This is a genomic window from Sporomusaceae bacterium, assembly GCA_031460455.1.
GTDB lineage: Bacteria > Bacillota > Negativicutes > Sporomusales > UBA7701 > Anaeroselena.
The window spans coordinates 42092-62104 of record JAVKTQ010000018.1 but is presented as its reverse complement, the minus strand read 5'-3'; the positions used below and the strand labels follow the sequence as shown (position 1 = coordinate 62104).

The following is a 20013-nucleotide window of genomic DNA, read 5'->3' as shown; positions in this document are numbered from 1 at the left end:
GTCGCGTTAGCCGCCGAGGTACGCCTTGCGGACCGCTTCGCTCTCGGACAGCTCCTTGGCGGTGCCGGAGAGGGTGATGCGCCCGGTTTCGAGCACATATGCCTTCTGGGCGACGGACAGCGCCATGTTGGCGTTCTGCTCGACCAGAAGGATGGTGGTGCCGCTGGCGTTTATTTCCTTAATGATAGCAAATATTTCTTTAACCAGCAATGGGGCGAGACCCATGGAGGGTTCGTCCATCAGCAGGAGGCGGGGGCGGCTCATGAGGGCGCGGCCCATAGCCAGCATTTGCTGCTCGCCGCCGGAAAGGGTGCCGGCGACCTGGCTTTTGCGCTCGCGGAGACGCGGGAAGCGTTTGAAGACGTTTTCGAGGTCTCCGGCGATGCCTTTGCTGTCGGAACGGATATAGGCGCCGAGCTCGAGGTTTTCGAGAACGGACATGTTGGCGAAAATGCGCCGCCCTTCCGGCACTTGCGAGATGCCCATCTTGACGATATCCTGGGCCGGCATCCCGGCAATGTTCTTGCCTTCGAAGGTTATCTGGCCGGTCCTGGGCTTCAGGAGGCCCGAGATGGTGCGGAGGGTGGTGCTTTTGCCGGCGCCGTTGGCGCCGATGAGGGTGACGATTTCGCCTTCGGGAACTTCCAGGCTGATGCCTTTGAGGGCGTGGATGGCGCCGTAGTATACGTTGATGTCGTCAATCTTAAGCATCAGTGCACCTCCTCGCCGAGGTAAGCCTCGATAACCCGCGGGTTGTTTTTGATTTCGGCCGGCGTGCCCTGGGCGATGATGCTGCCGTAGTCGAGAACGTAGATGCGTTCGCAGACGCCCATGACCAGGCTCATGTCATGCTCGATAAGGAGAATGGTAAGGCCGAACTCTTTGCGGATCCAGCGAATCATGTCCATGAGCTGCTGGGTTTCCTGGGGGTTCATGCCTGCAGCCGGTTCGTCGAGCAGGAGGAGTTTGGGTTGAGCGGCAAGAGCGCGGGCGATTTCGAGCCGGCGCTGTTCGCCGTAGGGAAGGTTTTTGGCGATTTCGTCCTTGCGGTGGGCAAGTTGGAAGATTTCCAGGAAGCGGAGGGCTTTCTTGTCGAGGTCTTCTTCTTCGCCGAAGTAGCGGCCGAGGCGGAAAACCGTTTCGAGGAGGCCGTATTTGACGTGGAAGTGATAGGCTATTTTGACGTTGTCGAGAACGGACAATTCGCTGAACAGGCGGATGTTCTGGAAGGTGCGGGCGACGCCGCGCTGGGTGATTTGGTAGGGCTTCAGGCCGACAACGCTTTTGCCGTCGAACTCGATTGCGCCTTCGGTGGGGTCGTAGACGCCGGTGAGGAGGTTAAAGGCGGTGGTTTTGCCGGCGCCGTTGGGGCCGATAAGGCCGACCAGTTCGCCCGGTTCGATGGCGATGTTGAAGGATGAGACGGCGCGCAGCCCGCCGAAGGATTTGGACAGGTTAGTTACCTTGAGTAGTGCCACGCCGTTCACCTCCCGTCAAGCGACCGAACATTTTGAGGCTGAGTTCCTTATTGCCGAACAGACCCTGCGGTCGGAACAGCATAAGGACGATGAGCAGGAGCGAGTAGATGACCATTCGCCATTCCGGCCATTCGGCGAAGAAGGCCGATACCCAGGTGAAGAAGATGGCGCCTACTATCGAGCCGCTCATGCTGCCGAGGCCGCCGAGAACGACCATCGTAAGGATGTCGAAGGAGCGCATGAAGGTGAAGGAGGCGGGGTGGGCGATGTAGGTGTAGTGGGAGAAGAGGGCCCCGGCGACGCCGGCGAAGGCCGCGCCAAGGGTGAACGCCATGACTTTGTATTTGGTGGTGTCGATACCCATGGCTTCGGCGGCGATTTCGTTCTCGCGGATGGAGATGCAGGCCCGGCCGTGGGTGGAGTTGACAAAGTTCTTAATGAAGAAGAGGACTAAGAGCATCAGGAAGAACGCCCAGGTGAAGTTGGTCAGCTTGGGGATGCCCATAAAGCCCGAGGCACCGCCGACGTAGGGGATATTGAGGATGGTTATGCGGATTATCTCCCCAAGGCCGAGGGTGGCGATAGCCAGGTAGTCGCCGGTTAGCCGCAGAGTGGGCAGGCCGATGATGAAGCCGAGAACGGCGGCCCCAAGGGCGCCGGCGACGATGCCGGCCGCCAGGGGAAGACCGAATTTGACGGTCATTATGGCGCCGACGTAGGCGCCGACGGCCATGAAGCCGGCATGGCCGATGGAGAACTGGCCGGTGATGCCGTTGATGAGGTTGAGGCTGGTGGCCAGGATTATATTAATACAGACATAGACGATGTTGCGCTCCCAGTAGTCCTGGATGAAACCGATCGATATGAGACTCTGGACTACGGCGTATATAACGATGCCAGCCGCCAGCATCAGGAGGTCGTTTTTCGTTTTTTCTCGCATGCCGGTCACCTACACTTTCTCCCGGACGTTCTTGCCGAGAAGGCCGGAGGGTCTGAAGAGAAGGATGAGGATCAGGATGCCGAAGGCCGCAGCGTCGCGGAAGGTGGAGGAGATGAAACCGCTTACCAGGGCTTCGACGACGCCCATGATGACCCCGCCCAGCATGGCGCCCGGGAGGATGCCTATGCCGCCGAGAACCGCGGCGACGAAGGCTTTAAGGCCCGGCATGATGCCCATGAGGGGGTCGATGGAGTTGTAGTAGATGCCGACGAGCACGCCGGCCGCGGCCGCCAGGGCGGAACCGATGGCGAACGTGAAGGAGATGACGCGGTCGACGTCGATGCCCATGAGGCGGGCGGCATCATTGTCGAAGGAAACGGCCCGCATTGCTTTGCCGATTTTGGTGCGGTGGACGATATAGGTCAGGATGGCCATGAGGATTAGGGAGACGGCAAGGATAATGATCTGGTAGCTGTTTATGACTACGCCGCCTATGTGATAGATGCCTGTGGGCAGAAGGGCGGGGAAGGTGCGCGGCTGGGGCGAAACGGCGAGCATGCCGCCGTACTCCAGAAAGAGGGAAACGCCGATGGCGGTGATAAGAACGGCGATTTTGGGCGCGTTTCTGAGCGGACGGTAAGCGAAGCGTTCGATGGCCACGCCAACCACGGCGGAGCCCACCATGGCGGCGATGAGGGCCGGGAAGAAGGACAGCTTGAGGACGGTGGTGGCGAAGAACGCCACGTAGGCGCCAAGCATGTAGATATCGCCGTGGGCGAAGTTTATGAGGCGGATTATGCCATAAACCATGGTGTAGCCGAGAGCGATAAGCGCGTAAATGCTGCCTAGAGAAATACCGTTCACCAACTGCTGGTAGAACTGCTGAAGGAATGAATCCATGCGTTCCCTCCTTATCATGGTTATTGTAGGCGCAGGACGCCCGAATACCGGTGCTGTCTGTCCGGACACGGACACATATATGGCCAAAGGTTTTCCCCCGCCGGGGCCAAGGGCCAACCGTTGATTTCAAGGTCATTATGCCATCAAGATGGCAGCTGCGGCCCGGAGGCCCGGCCCGCAAGTCGTCCTCAGAAACGACGGGGGCAGCCACCAGCCCGCGGCAGGCCGGCATCCGCCCCATATACACCCTTTTCAGTCCGTTGGTGGCGCACTTTTGTCCGCCTTTGGACCAAAATGTGTTACTCACAGTGTATATTATAGGGAGACGCACCTGGCCTGTCAATACTTCAAGGGGCGGACTTTTTAACTTGTGTCTCCTGTAGGTGTACTGCCGTTTTAGGGAGTGCCGGCGGGCGTAAGAAAGGGGATAAGGACAAGTCCTTATCCCCTCGCACTACGACGATGTACTGATTAGGGATTGACGGTTTCCTGGAAGACCAGCTTGCCTTGTTTGAGAGCGATGATAACGGCGCTCTTGACAGGGTCATGGTTGGCATTCAGGGTGATGGTGCCGGTTACGCCTTTGAGGTTCTTGGTCGCGGCGATGGCGTCTTTGATTTTGACGGAGTCAGCGTCCGGGCCGGCTTTCTTAATGGCTTCGACAACCATCAGCGCGGCATCCCAAGCAAGGGCGGACAGGGCGTCCGGGGTCTGACCGTATTCTTTCTTGTAGGCTTCGACGAACTTGATGGTGTCGGGGTCTTTGGAGTCAGCGGCGTAGTGGTTTACGAAGAAGGTGTTTTCAAGCGCCTGGGCGCCGGCGATCTCTACGAGCTTGGGAGAATCCCAGCCGTCGCCGCCGAGCAGGGGCACGGTGATGCCGAGCTCACGGGCCTGCTTGACGAACATGCCGACTTCCTGGTAGTAGCCGGGGTTGAAGATTACTTCCGGGTTGGCGGCTTTGATCTTGGTGAGGGCGGCGCGGAAGTCGGTGTCTTTCTGTTGGTAGGCTTCCTTGGCTACGATCTTGCCACCGGCTTTGGTGAAGGCTTCTTCGAAGAACTGAGCCAGGCCTTTGGCGTAGTCGGAGCTCATGTCGACGTAAACGGCGGCGGTCTTAGCTTTGAGGGACTTGCTGGCGAAGTTGGCGGCAACCGTGCCCTGGAAGGGATCGAGGAAGCAGGCGCGGAAGACAAAGTCTTTCACTTTGCCGTTTTCGACGGTAACTTTCGGGTTGGTGGCGCTGTTGCTGACAAAGGGTACCTTTTTGTCCATTGCGATCGGTCCGGCAGCCAGGCAGTCGGAGCTGGTGACAGGACCGACGACGGCAACGACTTTATCCTGGGTGAGAAGCTTGGTCAAGGCGTTGGCCGATTCGGCCGGCTCGGATTTGTTGTCGGCGACGATCAGTTCGAGTTGTTTGCCGTTGATGCCGCCGGCAGCATTGATCTGTTTGAAAAGGAGCTTGACGGCGTTGGCCGAAGACTGCCCGAAGGTCGCCTGGCCGCCGGTCATTTCGAAGTTGGCGCCGATTTTAATGGTCGCAGGTTTCGCAGGTGCGCTACCGCCGCCGCAGCCGGCGAGTACGGCAACCATGGTGACAACTAATGCCAGGGCAACGAGTGTAAGCCACTTTTTGGACACCAGAATTCCTCCTTCATAAATACGCGATTCTTCAATAATCTTAAAACCAATAACCAGTAATTAAACTTTAGTTCCCCCTACCCTCGACTCTTTCGGTTTTACCCTTTCCCCCCTCCGTTGAGACTGAATGTTTGCTAATATGAAAAAGCCCAGAAAGAAGCCCTCCGGGGAGGACTTCTCACAAGCCTTTTTCCGCCTGCGGTGTATCCGAAACGGGTCAAGCCTCCGGTGGCTGGCGGCAACACTGCCGCTCCCCGGTACACTGGGCGGGGATTATTGTCTTTGTGTTTTTTATTATAGGTGTACTGTTTCTAGCCTGTCAACAACATTTTGTCAACTATCCGTTGCCCTATGTCCTCTTCAGGAGAACACCTGTCGTTTGTCGAGTAAAGAATGTAGTTAGTTTTCGGCACAGCGGGAAAGATTCCTGCCGGCAGTTCCACTTATTCCCACAAAATTTCACGCCGGGACACGACCGGCACAACAGGACAACAATATTGCGGCCAAAAAAAGGGTTGCCTGCGTCCCGCCGGCGACACTCGGCGCGGCGCCGTGTACATAGAAGTACACAGGCCGCGCTTGAGAGCGCCGCAGGCAACTACAGGCAACCTCGCCTTACGCTTTATAGGTTTTGTACATGTCGATGGGTTCGGCGTTGTCGTACATCGTCCAGATGCCGCAGGGGCAGACGCCGGCACAGATGCCGCAACCGATGCATTTGGCGCCGTCGCTGACGTATTCGTAGCCGCCTCCCGGCAGGGTAACGCGGGTGATGGCGTTTTCCGGACAGGATTTCATGCACATGTGGCAATCGCGGCAGGTGCCGCAGCTGATGCAGCGCAGATAGTCGTCGCCGGGGGCGGGCAGGTCGCAGCTGTGACATTTTTTGAAGTAGGCGGTGCTGAGCCGACCGGCGGGGATGCGCTGCTTTTTCTCGGGCTGGTATGCGCCGCCGGTGAGGTAGGCGTCGGCGGCAAACGCGGCCTGACGGCCGGCGGCGACGGCGTCGACCAGGCGGCCGGGCCGGATGGTGTCGCCGGCGGTGAATACGCCGGGGGCGACGGAGTAGTCGGCGGCCGGTTTGAGGCAGCCGCGCTCGAGGGCGATGTCCGCAGGCAGGTAGCCGAGGTCGGGCGCTTCGCCGATGGTGATGATGACGGTGTCGCCGGGGATAAAACCGCCGTTTTTGAGGATTATGCCGTCAGGCGTGATTTCTTTGGTCTCGACCGGCCAGAGGAGTTTGCCGCCCAGTTCTTCGACGTGGGCGATTTCTTTGGCGAAGGCGGCCGGCGCCTGGATGTCGATGCAGGTGACCTGCTGGGCCCCCATCTGGTAGGCGCCGACGGCGGCGTCCATGCCGGAGTTGCCGCAGCCGATGACGATGACCCGGTTGCCGACGGCCGGCTTCTCGCCGCGGTTGACGGCTTTGAGGAAGTCGAGCCCTTTGACGATGCGCTCGTGGCCCGGCCAGGGGATGACCCGCGAAACGTGGGCGCCGGTGGCGACGACGACGGCGTCGCTGGCGCCGCGGATGGCGACGTATTTCTCTTTGTCTACGCGGACGCCGGTTTTGAATTCGACGCCGAGGCTTTCGATGCGGGCAAGCTCTTTACGGAGCGATTCCTGCGGCAGGCGGCCGCGGGGGATGACCTGCTCCATTTTGCCGCCCATGGCGGCGTTTTCTTCGTAGACGGTCACGCTGTGGCCCTGGCGGGCGAGGTGCCAGGCGGCGGTAAGGCCGGCGGCGCCGCCGCCGATGACGGCGACTTTTTTGCCGGTCTTGCTGTTAGGCGGCGCGAGCAGGGCGTCGGCGGAGTGACGGCCGAGCAAGCCGATCTGGGCGGAGAGGTCGATCTGCTGCCGAGTGCACTCGTCCATGCAGAGGTTGGGGCAGACGGCGCCGCAGATGGAGGCGGGGAAGGGGGTATATTCGAGGATGAGGCGGTAGGCTTCTTCGATTTTCCCTTCCCGCAAAAGATTGAACCGCTGCTGGGAGGGGATGGAGGCGGTGCAGTTAAATTCGCACGGCGCGGCGTAGCGGGCGTTTTCCCATTGCGGCACGCGCTGGCGGTTAATGCCGTTGGCAACGAGGCCGACGATGGCGAGATCGTCGCTCGAGACGTCGCCGAAAATGCCGCCCGGCACCCACTCGGTGGTGCGGAAGGAGCGAATGTCGGTGTTTACTTTCTTGGGCCGCTCGTCGTAGGTGAGGGGGACGACTTTCTGCCATTCGTTCCAGACGGTGAGTGTTCCTTTGAGTTCCGGGCGGCCTATGCCGCCGAGGAAATCGTCCATCTGGCCTGACAGATAAGCGATATCGGCTTCGTCAAGGGGCATGACCTTTACGTCTTTGACGGACAAGCCGGCCGCCCGGCCGCGGACGTAGAGACGGCCGCCGACCATTCCTACGCAGGCCCGGTCGCCGAGGACCGACGCGATGTCTTCGCTGTCGTGGCCGCAGACGACGGCGATGCCGCCGGACATGAATTCGAACGAGAAGGAGCCGCAGCTTTTCAGCACCCAGAATTCGGGCGGGGCGTAGAGGGGATCGTGCTTCATCATCGAGCCGGAGCGCGTGCCGACGCGGCCGCCGACATAGACTGCGCCGGAGGCGGCGCAGTGGGCGCTGGTGTCGCCGCCGTCGCCTCTGACGATGATGCGGCCGCCGGCGTTGAGCCAGCCGACATCGGCCGGGGCGGGTCCCTCGACGATTATCTCGGTGCCTTCCATGCACATCGAGCCGACGCGCTGGCCGGGGTTGGTGACGAAGAATTTGAGCGGCTTGCCCTCGGGATGCCAGAGCGGGCCGCCGATGTCATGCTGGCCGGCCGCTTCGATGTGGAATTCGGTCTCGCCCTGGGCGAGGGCGTTATTGACTGCCTGCAGGAGGTCCTGCGTAGACATCCGGGTGTTGCCGTCGAAGGCTTTGATCTTAAACACTACGCATCCCTCCTAACAGGAATATTGTATCGCCAGTTTGTCGGCAATGGCTTTGTCGGTGGTGACGAGGGCGTCGGAGCGGCCGACCGGCAGCGAGCTGTTGCCTATGGGGGCCATCATTTTCCGTAGTTCGCCGTCGAGGGCCAGCATGTAGTCGACGATGTTCTGGGCCGCTTTGTCGACGTCGAGGCGCCTCACGAGGCGGGGGTCCTGAGTACAGATGCCGGTGGGACAGAGGCCGGTGTTGCAGGCGTTGCAGCGCCCTTCCTCGTTGCCGATGCAGCCGCATAGCTGGATGAGCAGTTTGCCGAGGAAGACGCCGTTGGCGCCGAGGCAGATCATCTTGAAGGCGTCGGCCGCGGCATTGCCGGTGAGGCCTAGTCCGCCGCCGCCCCACAGGGGTATCTGGCCCTGGCGGCCCTGTTTGACAGCAGCCAGGTAGCACTCGCGGACTTTGGAGACGACGGGGTGGCCGGTGTGGTCGAGCGACACTTCGTTGGCCGCGCCGGTGCCGCCCTGGATGCCGTCGAGGAAAAAGCCGCCGCAGATCTTGTAGGGGTCGCGGAGGAGGTTGTTGTAGACGGACACCGAGGTGGCGGAGGCGGCGCATTTGATGGCGACCGGCACGCGGAACTTGAAGGCGGCGTTGAGGGACATGTGCATTTTCTGCACCGATTCTTCGATAGAGTAAAGGCCCTGGTGATTGGGCGGGGATAGGAGGTCGGCTTTGGGCACGCCGCGGATGGCCTGGATGTGCTCGGCGACCTTGGCGGCGGGCAGCAGACCGCCGTCGCCCGGCTTGGCGCCCTGGCCGATTTTGATGAGGATGCCGGCCGGATCGACTTTCATGTGGGGCATGGCCTTGATGATGCGGTTCCAGCCGAAGTGGCCGGAGGCGATCTGGATGATCATGTATTTGAGGTATTCGGATTTCATCAGCTGGACGGGCATGCCGCCTTCGCCGGAGCTCATGCGCACAGGCATGTCGTATTTTTCGTTGAGGTAGGCGGTGGCGAGACAGACGGCTTCCCACGCCCGGGTGGAAAGGGCGCCGACGGACATGTCGCTGAAGATGACGGGGTATATCCATCGCACAGGCGGCGTCCAGTCGGACAGCTTAAGCTCGCCGTCGTCGATGGAGAACGGCAGCTCGCCGGGCAGCAGCACCCGGCCGAAGGGGGCGAGGATGTCGAAGGTGTGGCGCTCGGAGTCGAGCGAAGGGTCGGTCATCTGGGAGATGCGGCCGACGACGATCTTGTCGAGAGTCCGCTCCTTGAGAAGGTTGTTGCGGCCGCCGCGCTTGATGGGGTTGCCGCCGCCGCGGGCGAGCATGTTAAGACGCGAGTCGTCGTTGCGTACCGGGCGGATGGCCCGGTTGGGGCAGACCTTTTCACACATGCCGCAGCCACGGCAGAAGTTGGCGACGCTGTTTTTCTGTTTGATGACCGGAATGGCCCGGTGCGTCTGGGTGGGTTCGGGAACATGGGCGGTGGAGATGGTGACCGAGCGGCGTTCGACGCCGGGTTCGATGGCTTTGAAAGTGCAGGCGGCCACGCAGCTGCCGCACATTGTGCAGCGCTCGGGACTGTATTCGATTTTCCACGGCAGGTCGTTGAAGGTGACGTCCTGGGTTTTTGTTACTGTTTCCATCGCTGCACCTCCAGTTCGGGAGTGATGACGACGACTTCCCGCTCGTCGGGGTAAACGTCGTTTGCGGGATCGCGGTCGGGGATGACGACGTTGAGGCCGCATACTTCGGAGGATATGGCGATGGTGGTGCCGTCACCGCCGATGACGACCGGTCGCAGCTTCTTGGAGTCGCAGCAGGTTATGAGGCAGTTGTCGGGGAGCATGCCGATGATGGTGTTGGGCCCGTTGATCTCGAGGTGTCCGAGCGATTGCCTGATAAGCTTTAGCTCCGCTTTGTCGGGCCGCTTCTCGATCTCCTCGAAGGGCAGGGGGGTGATGACGTGCTTATAGTACTTGATCGGCCACTTGAGCTGATGCAGCACGTAGTGGAGGGTGTAAAGGAAGTTCTGCGAGTCGGACTCGAAGCCGATGTAGCCGCGGTGGAGCGATTTCTGGTATTCCTTGTTCTTGGTGTAGAAGGTGTTCTCGCCGTTGGCGCACAGGGTGTAGCCCTGAATAAAGAAAGGGTGGGCGGCGTAACGGACGATGTCGTAGTTGGTGTTCTGCCGGCACTGGACGACGACGTTCTTGGCCATAAGTTCGCCGCTGTCATCCCACAGCCGGAAGTAGACGGCGATGTCGCGCGGGTCGCCGATTTCCTTGAGGGTAAGCACGTCCGGCCACAAAGAAAAGGCATAGCCCTGATCCTCTTTTTCCAGCAGCGCCCTGAGGGCCAGCCGGGTGTCGAGGAGCAGCTCTTCTTTGGCCGCCTGTGAGGCTCCCTGGACCTGCTCGGGGTAGTCGTAGCAACGGAAGATATAGTGGGGCATGGCCTTGATGTCCAGCCCCGGCTTGCGGTTGAGCTTTGGCACCCATTCGTAGACACGGGTGAAGTTGTGGGCCTCCATGTAGTTTTCGACCATCTGCGCGCCCTTCTGGGTGCAGGCCAGCGACAGCAGCGGCTTATCCTTGTACTGGCCGAAAACGCCGTCAAGGTCCTGCATTACCATGGCGAAGCCCGAATTGTCGTGTCCCTCCTGCTGCGGCAGCATCAGGCGCAGGGCTTGCGACGGGTGGAACGCAACCTTGCTTTTGATCGCGCCTATTCGGCACATGTGGGCCACCTCTCTCTAAACAATAATAAATAAACTTCTCCGCATCCAGATATTAACAAAACAAATACCGGCGGAGATCCCATCTTTTCCGGGACCTTCCGCCGGGTATTTTATCCCCACGGTGTAACGCCGACAGCGTCTGTGCCGCTCGGTCCAGGCCGCCGTTGGCGCGGAACCCTAGGCACACTCCCTTTTAAGGACAATTGTCCTGCGCAGTGATACTGCATTGTTAACACTAATTATAAAAAGGAGTATATATGCTGTCAATATGCAAAATAATATAAAGTTTATTCTGATAAATCTTTTAGTTTTGGCCCTGGACGGCGATTGTCACCATCGCGAATTGTATATTTATGCAAGTCAAGGTATTCTATCAGCGGCAGGGCCACTTTACGGGAAGTGTTAAGCAGGTCGCGGAGCTGCGCCACTGTTAGGGTGGGATTGGCCGCAAAATGCTGCTGGATAAGCTTTGCAATGTACTGAATTGTTTTTCTGTATACAAGTATATCGCCAACACGGACAAGCGTCCCCTGGCGGAGCAAAATATCCTGTGCGGCGCGCGCTTTATCGGGGGGGAGAGCCATTTTCTCGGCCAGCACCTGCAAGTCGATACCGGCCAGCCCTATACCGTCGAGCGTCTGGTCGGCCCTGGCGGCAAGGTCCTGCCGCCAGTCGCTGTGGCGGCTGGCAAATTCCTTAAGGGCGACGTCGGCGCCGGTGACGGCGATTATGCCCTGCGCCTGCCAGTGATTGAGAAGCGCTTCGTAGGCACGTTCTTTGAGCCCAAGCTTCTGGCGGAGGATTTCCTTGGCCAGGCCGGGCCGGTCGGGCTGGTCGCGGTGGCAGGCGGTGAGCGCGGCGGTCAGCCGGTCGCCCAAGGAGGCGAGGATGCTCGCGGCCAGGTAATGGTCGCCCAGGCGGAGAACGTCGCCGGTGGCAATGAGCGCTTCCAGGGAGGCACTGACAACGGCATCTTTGATATAACCGGCCGCGCGCCGGATGTCGTCGCTCTGCACCGGGTGGCCGAGATCGGCGATGACGGCGGCGATAATTGCTTTTTGCTCCCCGGCGACGAGGACGTCGGCCAGCGCCTGCCGTGCGGGCCGCAGGCGGCGACTGTTGGCGCCGGGGGCGACGAGGGTCACGCCGCCGAGGAGGTGCTGGGGCGAGTAGAGGCGGATGATGCCGCGATCGCCAAGTCCGGCGGCGAGCGGCGTTTCGAGGATAAGCCGGGCAAAGCGGGGCGGGCGGTCTTTGAAGTAGTGGACGCGGGCGAGGAATTCGCCTGTGCCGAGGTGGAGGCGGACGCGGGTGCCGGCGGCGACCTCGCCTTTCCAGTCGGCGACGGCGTCCCAGACGGCGCTGAGCTGGCCGCGCTCGGGGGCGCTAAGAACCATGCCGCGCTCCGGAGTTTCGTTGTCCACTCCGCCGATGTTGATGGCCGCCCGCTGGCCGGCGTGGATCTGCCCGCATTTGCTGCCGTGCCATTCGAGGCCGCGGACCCTTACAAGGCCGTCGGCCGGATAAAGGCGCAGGCTGTCGCCGACGTTGACGGTGCCGCTTAAGGCCGAGCCGGTGACGACGGTTCCGTAACCCTTGACGGTGAAGGCGCGGTCTACCCACAGGCGGAAGGGGGCTTGGCTGTCCCTGGCCGGCTGGGCGGCTGCGGCCGCCGCGAGGGCCTCGCGCAGTTCCCCAAGCCCCTCGCCGGAGACGGCCGATACCCGGAGACGGGGGGCTGCTGCCAGGAAGGTGTCGGCGAGGAAGGCGGCGATGTCTTCTTCGACCAGCGCCAGCCAGTCGGCGTCGACTTTGTCGATTTTGTTAATAACCACGATGCCGCTCTTGACGCCGTATAGGCCGAGCATGGCCAGGTGCTCGCGGGTCTGGGGCATGACACCCTCGTCGGCGGCGATGACAAGCATGACGAGGTCGATGCCGCCTGTGCCGGCAAGCATGTTTTTGAGAAACCGTTCGTGACCCGGAACGTCGACGACGCCGGCGGTGATGTCGGGGCCGAGGGGCAGGGAGGCGAAGCCGAGGTCGATAGATATGCCGCGTGCTTTCTCTTCTTTGAGACGATCGGTGTCGGTGCCGGTGAGGGCTTTGATGAGCGCTGTCTTGCCGTGGTCGACGTGTCCGGCGGTGCCGATGATGACGTACTTCATGGTGTCGCCTCGACGACGAGGACGGCGAGGGCGCTGCGGATCTCCGCCATGTCTTCGGGGGCGAGGCAGCGGACATCGAAGAGGAGCCCGTCGTCTTTGATGCGGGCGATGATGGGCAGGGCGCGTTGCCGCAGTCTTTCTTCGGCGGCGGCGGCGCTCAAGACTTCGGGGTGCGCGCTCACGCCCCACCCGGGGAGGTCGACGGCCGGCATTGCGCCGCCGCCGGCCTGGGAGACGAGGGGCACGACCCCGACCCGCCAGCCGGGCAGATCGCCCAGCAGTCCGGCGAGGTCGGCCGCCCGGTCGGCCAGTTCACGGCTATCGGCCCGGAGCATGCGTTGCACCGGGATATCGCGCCCAGGTTCGCCGAGGAGATAGTCGAGCAGCGTTCCTTCAAGGGCGGCGAGGGTTAGTTTGTCGATGCGGATGGCCCGCAGCAGGGGATGGCGGCGGAGTTTGTCGATAAGCCCTTTTTTGCCGGCGATGACGCCGGCCTGGGGCCCGCCGAAGAGTTTGTCGCCGCTGAAGGTGACGATGTCCATGCCGACTGCCAGGCGCTCGGCTACCGCCGGTTCCCGCCAGCCGTCGGCCTCGACGGCGCGGAGGGTGCCGCTGCCGAGATCTTCCACGAGCGGCAGTCCGTGCTGCCGGGCGAGCGCCGCTAGAGCCGCGTCGTCGGGTTGGGCGGTGAAGCCGATGATGCGGTAGTTGCTGGTGTGGACCTTGAGGATGGCGGCGGTATTGGGGCCGATGGCCCGCTCGTAGTCGTGAAGATGGGTTTTGTTCGTTGTGCCGACTTCGACGAGGGTGGCGCCGCTCTGGGCCATAACCTCCGGCACCCTAAAAGAGCCGCCGATCTCCACGAGCTGTCCGCGGCTGACGATGACCTCGCGACCGCGGGCCAACGCCGAGAGCACGAGCATTACGCCGGCGGCGTTGTTGTTGACGACGATGGCGTCTTCGGCGCCGGTCAGGGTGGCAAGGCGGGCGGCGACGTGGCTGTAGCGGGTGCCGCGCTCGCCGCTGGCGAGGTCGTATTCGAGGGTGCTGTAGCCGTCCATGACGTCGGCGACCCGCTCGCGAGCCCGCCTGCTCAGCGGCGCACGACCAAGGTTGGTATGGAGGACGACGCCGGTTGCGTTTATTACCCGCCGCAGGCTGGGCTCGCTAGCGCGGGCTAGCAGCCGGCGGGCGATGCCGATGACGGCGCCTGGGGCGGTATCGACGTCTTTGCCGGCGAGCGCCTCGCCGCGCACGGTGTCGGCGGCCTGGCGCAAGAGGCTGACAAGCAGGTCGCGGGGCAGGGCGGCAAGATCAGGCAGGGCGACGGCTGCGGCCAGCAGCCGGTCAATCGCCGGGATGCGGCGCAGTTTGGCGGAAGCAGTTTCCATAGAGCCTCCTTGATTGCGGAGTTTCCTATTTATATATTATTATTCCAAATTGGGCGGGCTTTTCCTGTCAGGGAATAGCGCAAGGCGAAAAAAGACATACTGGTGGTATCTTCATTATACAAGGAGCGATTATGCTCAATCGTCTTTTCAGTCTTCCGGCGCCGGAAAGCGAACAAAAGTTCAGTGTCAGCAGCCCCCTAGGCCGCCAGGAACTGGCCGCCTCCGTCCGTACGGTCCTGGCGGAGGCTACGTCTTCGGGGCGACCGATTGTCATCCTGTGCATAGGCACCGACCGCTCCACCGGCGACGCTCTCGGCCCGCTCACCGGCAGCCGCCTCCGCTCCTTGCACACATATCCCCATATCTTCGGCACGCTCGACGACCCGGTGCACGCCACCAATCTCGCCGATGCGTTGCGCAGCATCGCGGCCGTGTTCGCCAATCCCTACATTGTCGCCGTCGACGCTTGTCTCGGCCGGCTAGAGAGTGTGGGCTTCGTAACCGTCGGCCGCGGTCCGCTGCGCCCCGGTGCGGCTGTCAACAAAGATCTGCCGCCGGTCGGCGATACCTGTATTACCGGCATTGTCAACGTCGGCGGCTTCATGGAGCACCTTGTGCTGCAAAGTACCCGTCTTAACCTTGTCGTAAAGATGGCCGACGCCATTGCCTTTGGTCTGGCGAGCGGCCTGGAGGAAGTAGAAAAGGGTATCAGCATCTGCTGATACCCTCCCTTTTGTCTATCTTTACAGTCACAGGCGGTCGATTTCGTCAAGGATTTCTTCCGCCGATTTGCCGGCGGCGCTTATTACCGGGACATCGGTAAGCGTGTCCTGAATGTTCATAAGATTAATGTCCGCGCCGCTGACAACGATGGCGTCGACGCTGTCGAGATCGGTGTTGTCGAGGGCCACTACCTCATAGCCCTCGGTCTCCAGCAAGTCAATGACATTGGACAGATTTTGCTCCACGGCGATGATACCCTGAATCATGTCGCTCCACCTCCGCTGATAGTATCCTGCTTCATGCCGTTATCCTCGTCGCCCGGTCAACTCAGCTTGTTCTCCAGCTGCAGGGCAACCTCTTCGGGCGTCAGGCCGGCGGCGTTGACGAGTACGGTGTTTTCCGCGACGCCGCTGCGGGCTTGGCCTGCGGCCAGTTGCGCACCGCTGTAGACCACCGCTTCCACCGGCCGCACCCAAACACCCGGATCGACTACCTGATAGCCCTGGCTGCTCAGATGTTCCTTGACCGGGTCAAGGCCGGGCTCGACCGATACGAGCCGTGCCATAAAAAACACCCCCGCAATTATTGTTTGCGGGGGTGTCGTTTTCATGCATGTCAAGTTTTTGCTGGGTTTGGTTTCAAATCGCGCGCCTGGTTGGCGGTGTCGGCAGGTTTGTCGTTGCCGTTGCGCATCTCGCAGGCGCCCTTGAAGATCGCGCCTTCGCCGATGATGAGGACGCCGGTCTTGATATCGCCGTATAGCTTGGCGCTCGAGGTGAGCTCGAGTTTGTCGGTGACGTCGACGTTGCCGTGGACGGTGCCGGCGACGGTGGCGCTGCGGCCTTTGATCTGGGCGCGGACGATGCCGGTTTCGCCGACGATGATGTCGCCCTTGGCGTTGATCTCGCCTTCCGCCTGCCCGTCAACCCGGATGGTGCCGCCGGCGGAGATGTTGCCCTTTATCTGGGTCGCCGGGCCGATTATGGTTTCGATTTGTTCGGAGAACGCCGGGGGCCGTTTGCTGCTGCCAAACATCAGGTTTTCTCTCCTAGCTTACAAAAAGTTTGCCGGGTTAACCGCGGTGCCGTTTACGCGCACTTCATAGTGAAGATGGGGGCCGGTGCTGTAACCGGTGCTGCCCATGTAGGCAATGGTCTCGCCTTTTTTAACCCTGTCGCCGACGGCGACGATGTTTTCCGAGTTGTGGGCGTAGGCGGTGACGATGCCGTTGTGATGGTCGATCTGTATCATTTTTCCGTAGCCGCTGTACCAGCCGCTGTAGATGACTGTGCCTTCGGCGGTGGCTTCAATCGGCGTTCCGTAATCGTTTGCAATGTCAATGCCGGGGTGCCAGTCGCTGCCCCAGCCCCACGGTGATCCCCGCCATCCAAAGCGGGAGGTGACGTCGCCGTAGGTGGGCCAGATGGACGGGGTAGCGGCGATGCGAGAATTGCGGGCGACAAGTTCTTCCCTCAAGGAGGCGAGGCTCTTTTCGCGCGCTTTTGCGGTCGTCTGCAGCTCTTTCACGAGGTTTGAGAGGTCGTTGATCTGAGGCTTGACTACCGGGCCGCCTTGTCCACCTGGCGGGGTCGGGCGGACGGCGCCGGAACGGGAGGCGGGCTGTTCGTCGCTGCTTACCAGACGGCGGATTTCGGCGTCCAGCTTGTTGAGCCGGCCGATATCTTCCTGCAGAACGGCGGTGGCCTTGGCCAACTGCTCGATCTGTACGTTCTGGGCGACGTTCACTTCTCTGAGCCGTTCAAGCTCCGCTTTCTCGGTATTGGCGACGTTTACTGTGTGGCGATAGTGGATGAAGGTGCCGACAGACAGCACCAGCAGTACACCCAGGGCGGCGGCGGTAATCTTGAGCGCTTTTATGGGTATGCGCAGACTGAAGGGGTTTTTGCCGTGGTGGGGTACGAACATCAACGTATATTCGCGCCGATCGGGGGGAGCTTTTTTCGAGGGCAGCGCTTTCTGTAGGACGGTATTGATGTGCCCTGTTCCACCATCACCCTGTTTCCAAACAGGCAAACCATTCACCGTCCTTTCGACAAAAAGTGTAGCACTCGATAGAGTGTATTAGTATTCTCTCTTTTGGTTAGATTATCCTGCTAGCGTTTAGAAAATATTTCCCTGGCTTCTGAAATGGCTTTCTTTTCCTCTTCCGTCAGAAAATAGGTTGACTTGCCTGCGGCCACCGGTTTTGCGTATACGCGAGATTCGCTGCGGCTGTATATACTAGAGAAAACGACGCCGTCATCATTGGTGTCGAGGAGGGCGACCGCAAAGCTGAGGTCGCTGCCGGTGTCCTCGAAGGCGTTGAAGCGGACGATGCCCATTTTCTGGACACAGTATTTCAGGCGACCGTCAAGCCGGCGGGTTTCTTGTTCGAGAGCGGCCACTTTGGCGGTCGCGTCTTTGACGGTGTCGATATGCTGGAACAGGATGCTTTCGAGGTTGGTACCGTCGGTGCCCTGCATCATTTTCTGGTAGCGGCGGTTGAGTTTGCCGAGCTTTATGTTAATGTTGATAAAAACAATGAGTGCGATAAAGATAAGGGCGGTGAGGGTGATGATTACATATTGCAGATTTTCTGTCAACCAAACGGTGAATTGGGTCATGTAGTCCATGTGTGTTTGCGGTTCCCCTTTCTTTTCGCCGACCGGCGGCCGGCAAGCCATACTTTTTCTTTTGTCCCCGGGTCAACCGCCGGCGGCGATTGCCTGCACCGCGGTCAGGGCTGCAGCGATATCGGCGGCGGTGGTGAAGCAGCCGGGACTGAAACGGACGGTGCCTGTCGCGAGGGTGCCGAGGGTCCGGTGCGCCCAGGGAGCGCAGTGCAGCCCGCCCCGGCAGGCGATGCCGTATTCGCGGTCGAGGCGGTGGGCAATCTCGCCGCTGTCGCGGTCGCCGACCGTGAAGGAGACGACGGCGGCACGCGGCACGCCGGGCGGCGGGCCATAGACGGCGACGCCGGGGATGTTCGCCAGCCCGGTGAGCAGCTCGCCGGTGAGCAGGCTTTCGGCCGTGCGGATCTTTTCCAGCCCGCGCTTGTTTATGTAGGTGACGCCGGCTAGCAGGCCGGCGATGCCCGGCGTGTTCGGCGTGCCGCTCTCCAGCCTGTCGGGGTAAAAGTGCGGCTGACGGTCGGATTCGGACAGACTGCCGGTGCCGCCGTGTCTGAGCGGCTCGACCGCAACGCCTTCCCGCACATAGAGGCCGCCGGTTCCCTGCGGCCCGAGGAGACTTTTATGGCCGCTGAAGGCCAAGACGTCAATGCCCATGGCGGCGACGTCGATGTGTTCGGCGCCGGCGGTCTGAGCAGCGTCGACGATGAAAAGCGCGCCGGCGGCTCGGGCCAGTCGGCCGATGTCGGCCAGCGGCATGATAGTGCCGGTCACGTTGGAGGCATGGGTGACGACTATAGCTTTGGCGCCGCCAGCAAGGGCGGTGCGCAGGCTGTCCAGGGGCAGCGCGCCGGTATGATCGCAGCCGACGATCGCCAGGTGCAGGCCGCGGTCTTCCAGTGCCCGGAGCGGCCGGGCAATAGCGTTGTGCTCCATGGAGGTGGTGACGGCCCTGTCTCCCGGGGCCAGCAGGCCGAACAGGGCGGTATTCAGGGCATCGGTTGCATTGGCGGCGAAGGTTATGGTGCCGGAATTTCCGGCGCCGAGCAGGGCAGCCAGCGTTTCGCGGGCTGCAAACAGTATCCTGTCCGCCTCCCGGCTGAGGCCGTGCCCGCCTCTTCCCGGGCTGGCGGCCCGGCGCAGGCAGGCGGCTACGGCCCTGAAGACTTCGGCCGGTTTTGGCCAGCTCGTGGCGGCGTTGTCGAGATAGATCACTCAATCACCCCCGTCAGTCGTCGAGGATGAGCCGGGCGGCAGGGAAGGGCGCCAGCGCCCGGGGCAGGATACCGTGGATGTGGGCAATGAGGACGCCGTAGTTGACGATCGGCACGCCGCTTTCGCGGGCCACCGACAGCCGGTGGAGCATCTCCCGCCGGTTGAGCATGCAGGCTCCGCAATGGACAATAAGTTTGAACGAGGCGAGGTCGCGGGGGAAGTCGCCGCCGGATACCCATTCAAAGGCGAGTTCGCCGCCCGCCGCCTGCCGCAGCCAGCGGGGAATCTTCACCCGGCCGATGTCGTCGGCCTGGCGGTGATGGGTGCAGCCCTCGGCGATGAGCACCCTGTCGCCCGGCTTGAGGCTGTCGATGGCCTTGGCGCCGGCGACAAGGGTTTCTAGGTCGCCTTTGTAGCGGGCAAAGAGGATGGAGAAAGAAGTCAGCCAGACGTCGTCAGGGGTATCGGCGGCCGCTTTGAGGAATTCCTGGGAGTCGGTGACGACGATGCGCGGCTTGTGGCGCAAGCCGGCGAGGGCTTCGCGCAGTTCCCGTTCCTTGACGACGACGCTATAGGCGTCATGGTCGAGGATGTCGCGAATGGTCTGCACCTGGGGGAGGATGAGCCGGCCCTTTGGGGCGGCCAGGTCGATGGGTACGACGAGGACGGCGGTGTCGCCGGGATTCAGAAGGTCGCCGATGACCGGCGGGCCTTCCCAGTTGTCGGGGGCTTTCTTGATGATGGCCCGTTTCAGTTCTTCAATGCCCTGGCCGTTCTTGGCGCTGACGGCAAGGACGGTTTCGCCGAGTTCTGCGCCCCAGGCGGCAGCGGCTGCCGGAGCATCAGGCCCGAGGTCGCTCTTGGCGGCGACGGCGACAATCGGGATGTTCCGCTTCCTGATGTCGGCGGCGAGCTGGCGCTCGTAGTCGGTGACGCCGGCCTCCGGCTCGAGGACCAGGACGGCGAGGTCTGTCTTGTTGAGCACCTGGAAGGTGCGCTCGACGCGGAGGGCCCCGAGGTCGCCCACGTCGTCGATGCCGGCGGTGTCAATGATGACTACCGGCCCGAGGGGGAGAATCTCCATCGCTTTGTAGACGGGGTCAGTGGTCGTGCCGGGCACGTCGGAGACCAGGGCGATGTCCTGGTTGGTGAGGGCGTTGATGAGGCTGGATTTGCCGGCGTTGCGGCGTCCGAAGATGGCGATATGGAGGCGCGCCCCCCGCGGAGTGTCTTGCATGGT

The 20013-nt window shown here is 61.6% G+C and carries 18 protein-coding genes; 1 reads left to right on the top strand and 17 read right to left on the bottom strand.

Annotated features, from left to right (window positions below):
- Nucleotides 1-6: 6 nt before the first annotated feature.
- The 10 genes from RIN56_18420 to selA all read right to left on the bottom strand — a co-directional run bounded on the left by RIN56_18420 (nt 7) and on the right by selA (nt 14205).
- On the bottom strand, nt 7-711 hold the full coding sequence (locus tag RIN56_18420; protein ID MDR7868773.1) for an ABC transporter ATP-binding protein: 705 nt from the start codon (nt 709-711) through the stop codon (nt 7-9).
- Nucleotides 711-1478, bottom strand: a complete 768-nt coding sequence (locus RIN56_18415) for an ABC transporter ATP-binding protein (protein MDR7868772.1) — start codon at nt 1476-1478, stop codon at nt 711-713. Before RIN56_18415 ends, RIN56_18420 begins: the two co-directional genes overlap by 1 nt.
- Nucleotides 1456-2418 carry a branched-chain amino acid ABC transporter permease gene (locus RIN56_18410; protein MDR7868771.1) on the bottom strand — a complete coding sequence of 321 codons (963 nt, stop codon included), beginning with the start codon at nt 2416-2418 and terminating at the stop codon, nt 1456-1458. The genes RIN56_18415 and RIN56_18410 overlap by 23 nt, the downstream gene beginning before the upstream one ends.
- 9 nt (nt 2419-2427) lie before the next feature.
- Entirely contained in the window at nt 2428-3318 is an 891-nt protein-coding gene (locus RIN56_18405; protein ID MDR7868770.1) for a branched-chain amino acid ABC transporter permease, read from the bottom strand.
- Between the two features lie 471 nt (nt 3319-3789).
- Nucleotides 3790-4962, bottom strand: coding sequence for an ABC transporter substrate-binding protein (locus RIN56_18400; GenBank protein ID MDR7868769.1), 1173 nt, complete (start codon nt 4960-4962; stop codon nt 3790-3792).
- Nucleotides 4963-5577: 615 nt separating this feature from the next.
- On the bottom strand, nt 5578-7902 hold the full coding sequence (locus tag RIN56_18395; GenBank protein ID MDR7868768.1) for an FAD-dependent oxidoreductase: 2325 nt from the start codon (nt 7900-7902) through the stop codon (nt 5578-5580).
- Between the two features lie 12 nt (nt 7903-7914).
- On the bottom strand, nt 7915-9552 hold the full coding sequence (locus RIN56_18390; protein MDR7868767.1) for a glutamate synthase-related protein: 1638 nt from the start codon (nt 9550-9552) through the stop codon (nt 7915-7917).
- Nucleotides 9540-10646: a glutamate synthase gene (locus tag RIN56_18385; protein MDR7868766.1), complete on the bottom strand. Its 1107-nt coding sequence runs from the start codon at nt 10644-10646 to the stop codon at nt 9540-9542. Before RIN56_18385 ends, RIN56_18390 begins: the two co-directional genes overlap by 13 nt.
- A gap of 287 nt (nt 10647-10933) precedes the next feature.
- On the bottom strand, nt 10934-12814 hold the full coding sequence (gene selB, locus RIN56_18380) for a selenocysteine-specific translation elongation factor (GenBank protein ID MDR7868765.1): 1881 nt from the start codon (nt 12812-12814) through the stop codon (nt 10934-10936).
- Nucleotides 12811-14205 carry an L-seryl-tRNA(Sec) selenium transferase gene (gene selA / locus RIN56_18375; protein ID MDR7868764.1) on the bottom strand — a complete coding sequence of 465 codons (1395 nt, stop codon included), beginning with the start codon at nt 14203-14205 and terminating at the stop codon, nt 12811-12813. Before selA ends, selB begins: the two co-directional genes overlap by 4 nt.
- Before the next feature lie 131 nt (nt 14206-14336).
- Here selA and yyaC point away from each other — a divergent pair, with 131 nt between their 5' ends.
- Complete coding sequence (yyaC, locus tag RIN56_18370) at nt 14337-14927, top strand: spore protease YyaC (protein ID MDR7868763.1); 591 nt, start codon at nt 14337-14339, stop codon at nt 14925-14927.
- A gap of 27 nt (nt 14928-14954) precedes the next feature.
- On the opposite strand, the gene RIN56_18365 is transcribed toward yyaC, so the two are convergent.
- The 7 genes from RIN56_18365 to hydF all read right to left on the bottom strand — a co-directional run bounded on the left by RIN56_18365 (nt 14955) and on the right by hydF (nt 20010).
- Nucleotides 14955-15194 carry a YkuS family protein gene (locus tag RIN56_18365; protein MDR7868762.1) on the bottom strand — a complete coding sequence of 80 codons (240 nt, stop codon included), beginning with the start codon at nt 15192-15194 and terminating at the stop codon, nt 14955-14957.
- A 56-nt stretch (nt 15195-15250) separates the two neighbouring features.
- Complete coding sequence (locus RIN56_18360; protein ID MDR7868761.1) at nt 15251-15493, bottom strand: YkuS family protein; 243 nt, start codon at nt 15491-15493, stop codon at nt 15251-15253.
- A gap of 50 nt (nt 15494-15543) precedes the next feature.
- Nucleotides 15544-15963 carry a polymer-forming cytoskeletal protein gene (locus tag RIN56_18355; GenBank protein MDR7868760.1) on the bottom strand — a complete coding sequence of 140 codons (420 nt, stop codon included), beginning with the start codon at nt 15961-15963 and terminating at the stop codon, nt 15544-15546.
- A gap of 18 nt (nt 15964-15981) precedes the next feature.
- On the bottom strand, nt 15982-16854 hold the full coding sequence (locus tag RIN56_18350; GenBank protein ID MDR7868759.1) for a M23 family metallopeptidase: 873 nt from the start codon (nt 16852-16854) through the stop codon (nt 15982-15984).
- Between the two features lie 188 nt (nt 16855-17042).
- Nucleotides 17043-17561 (bottom strand): DUF4446 family protein, encoded by a 519-nt coding sequence (locus RIN56_18345; GenBank protein ID MDR7868758.1) that lies wholly within the window; start codon nt 17559-17561, stop codon nt 17043-17045.
- Between the two features lie 72 nt (nt 17562-17633).
- Complete coding sequence (locus RIN56_18340; GenBank protein ID MDR7868757.1) at nt 17634-18773, bottom strand: aminotransferase class V-fold PLP-dependent enzyme; 1140 nt, start codon at nt 18771-18773, stop codon at nt 17634-17636.
- Between the two features lie 13 nt (nt 18774-18786).
- Complete coding sequence (gene hydF, locus RIN56_18335) at nt 18787-20010, bottom strand: [FeFe] hydrogenase H-cluster maturation GTPase HydF (GenBank protein ID MDR7868756.1); 1224 nt, start codon at nt 20008-20010, stop codon at nt 18787-18789.
- Nucleotides 20011-20013 lie beyond the last annotated feature (3 nt).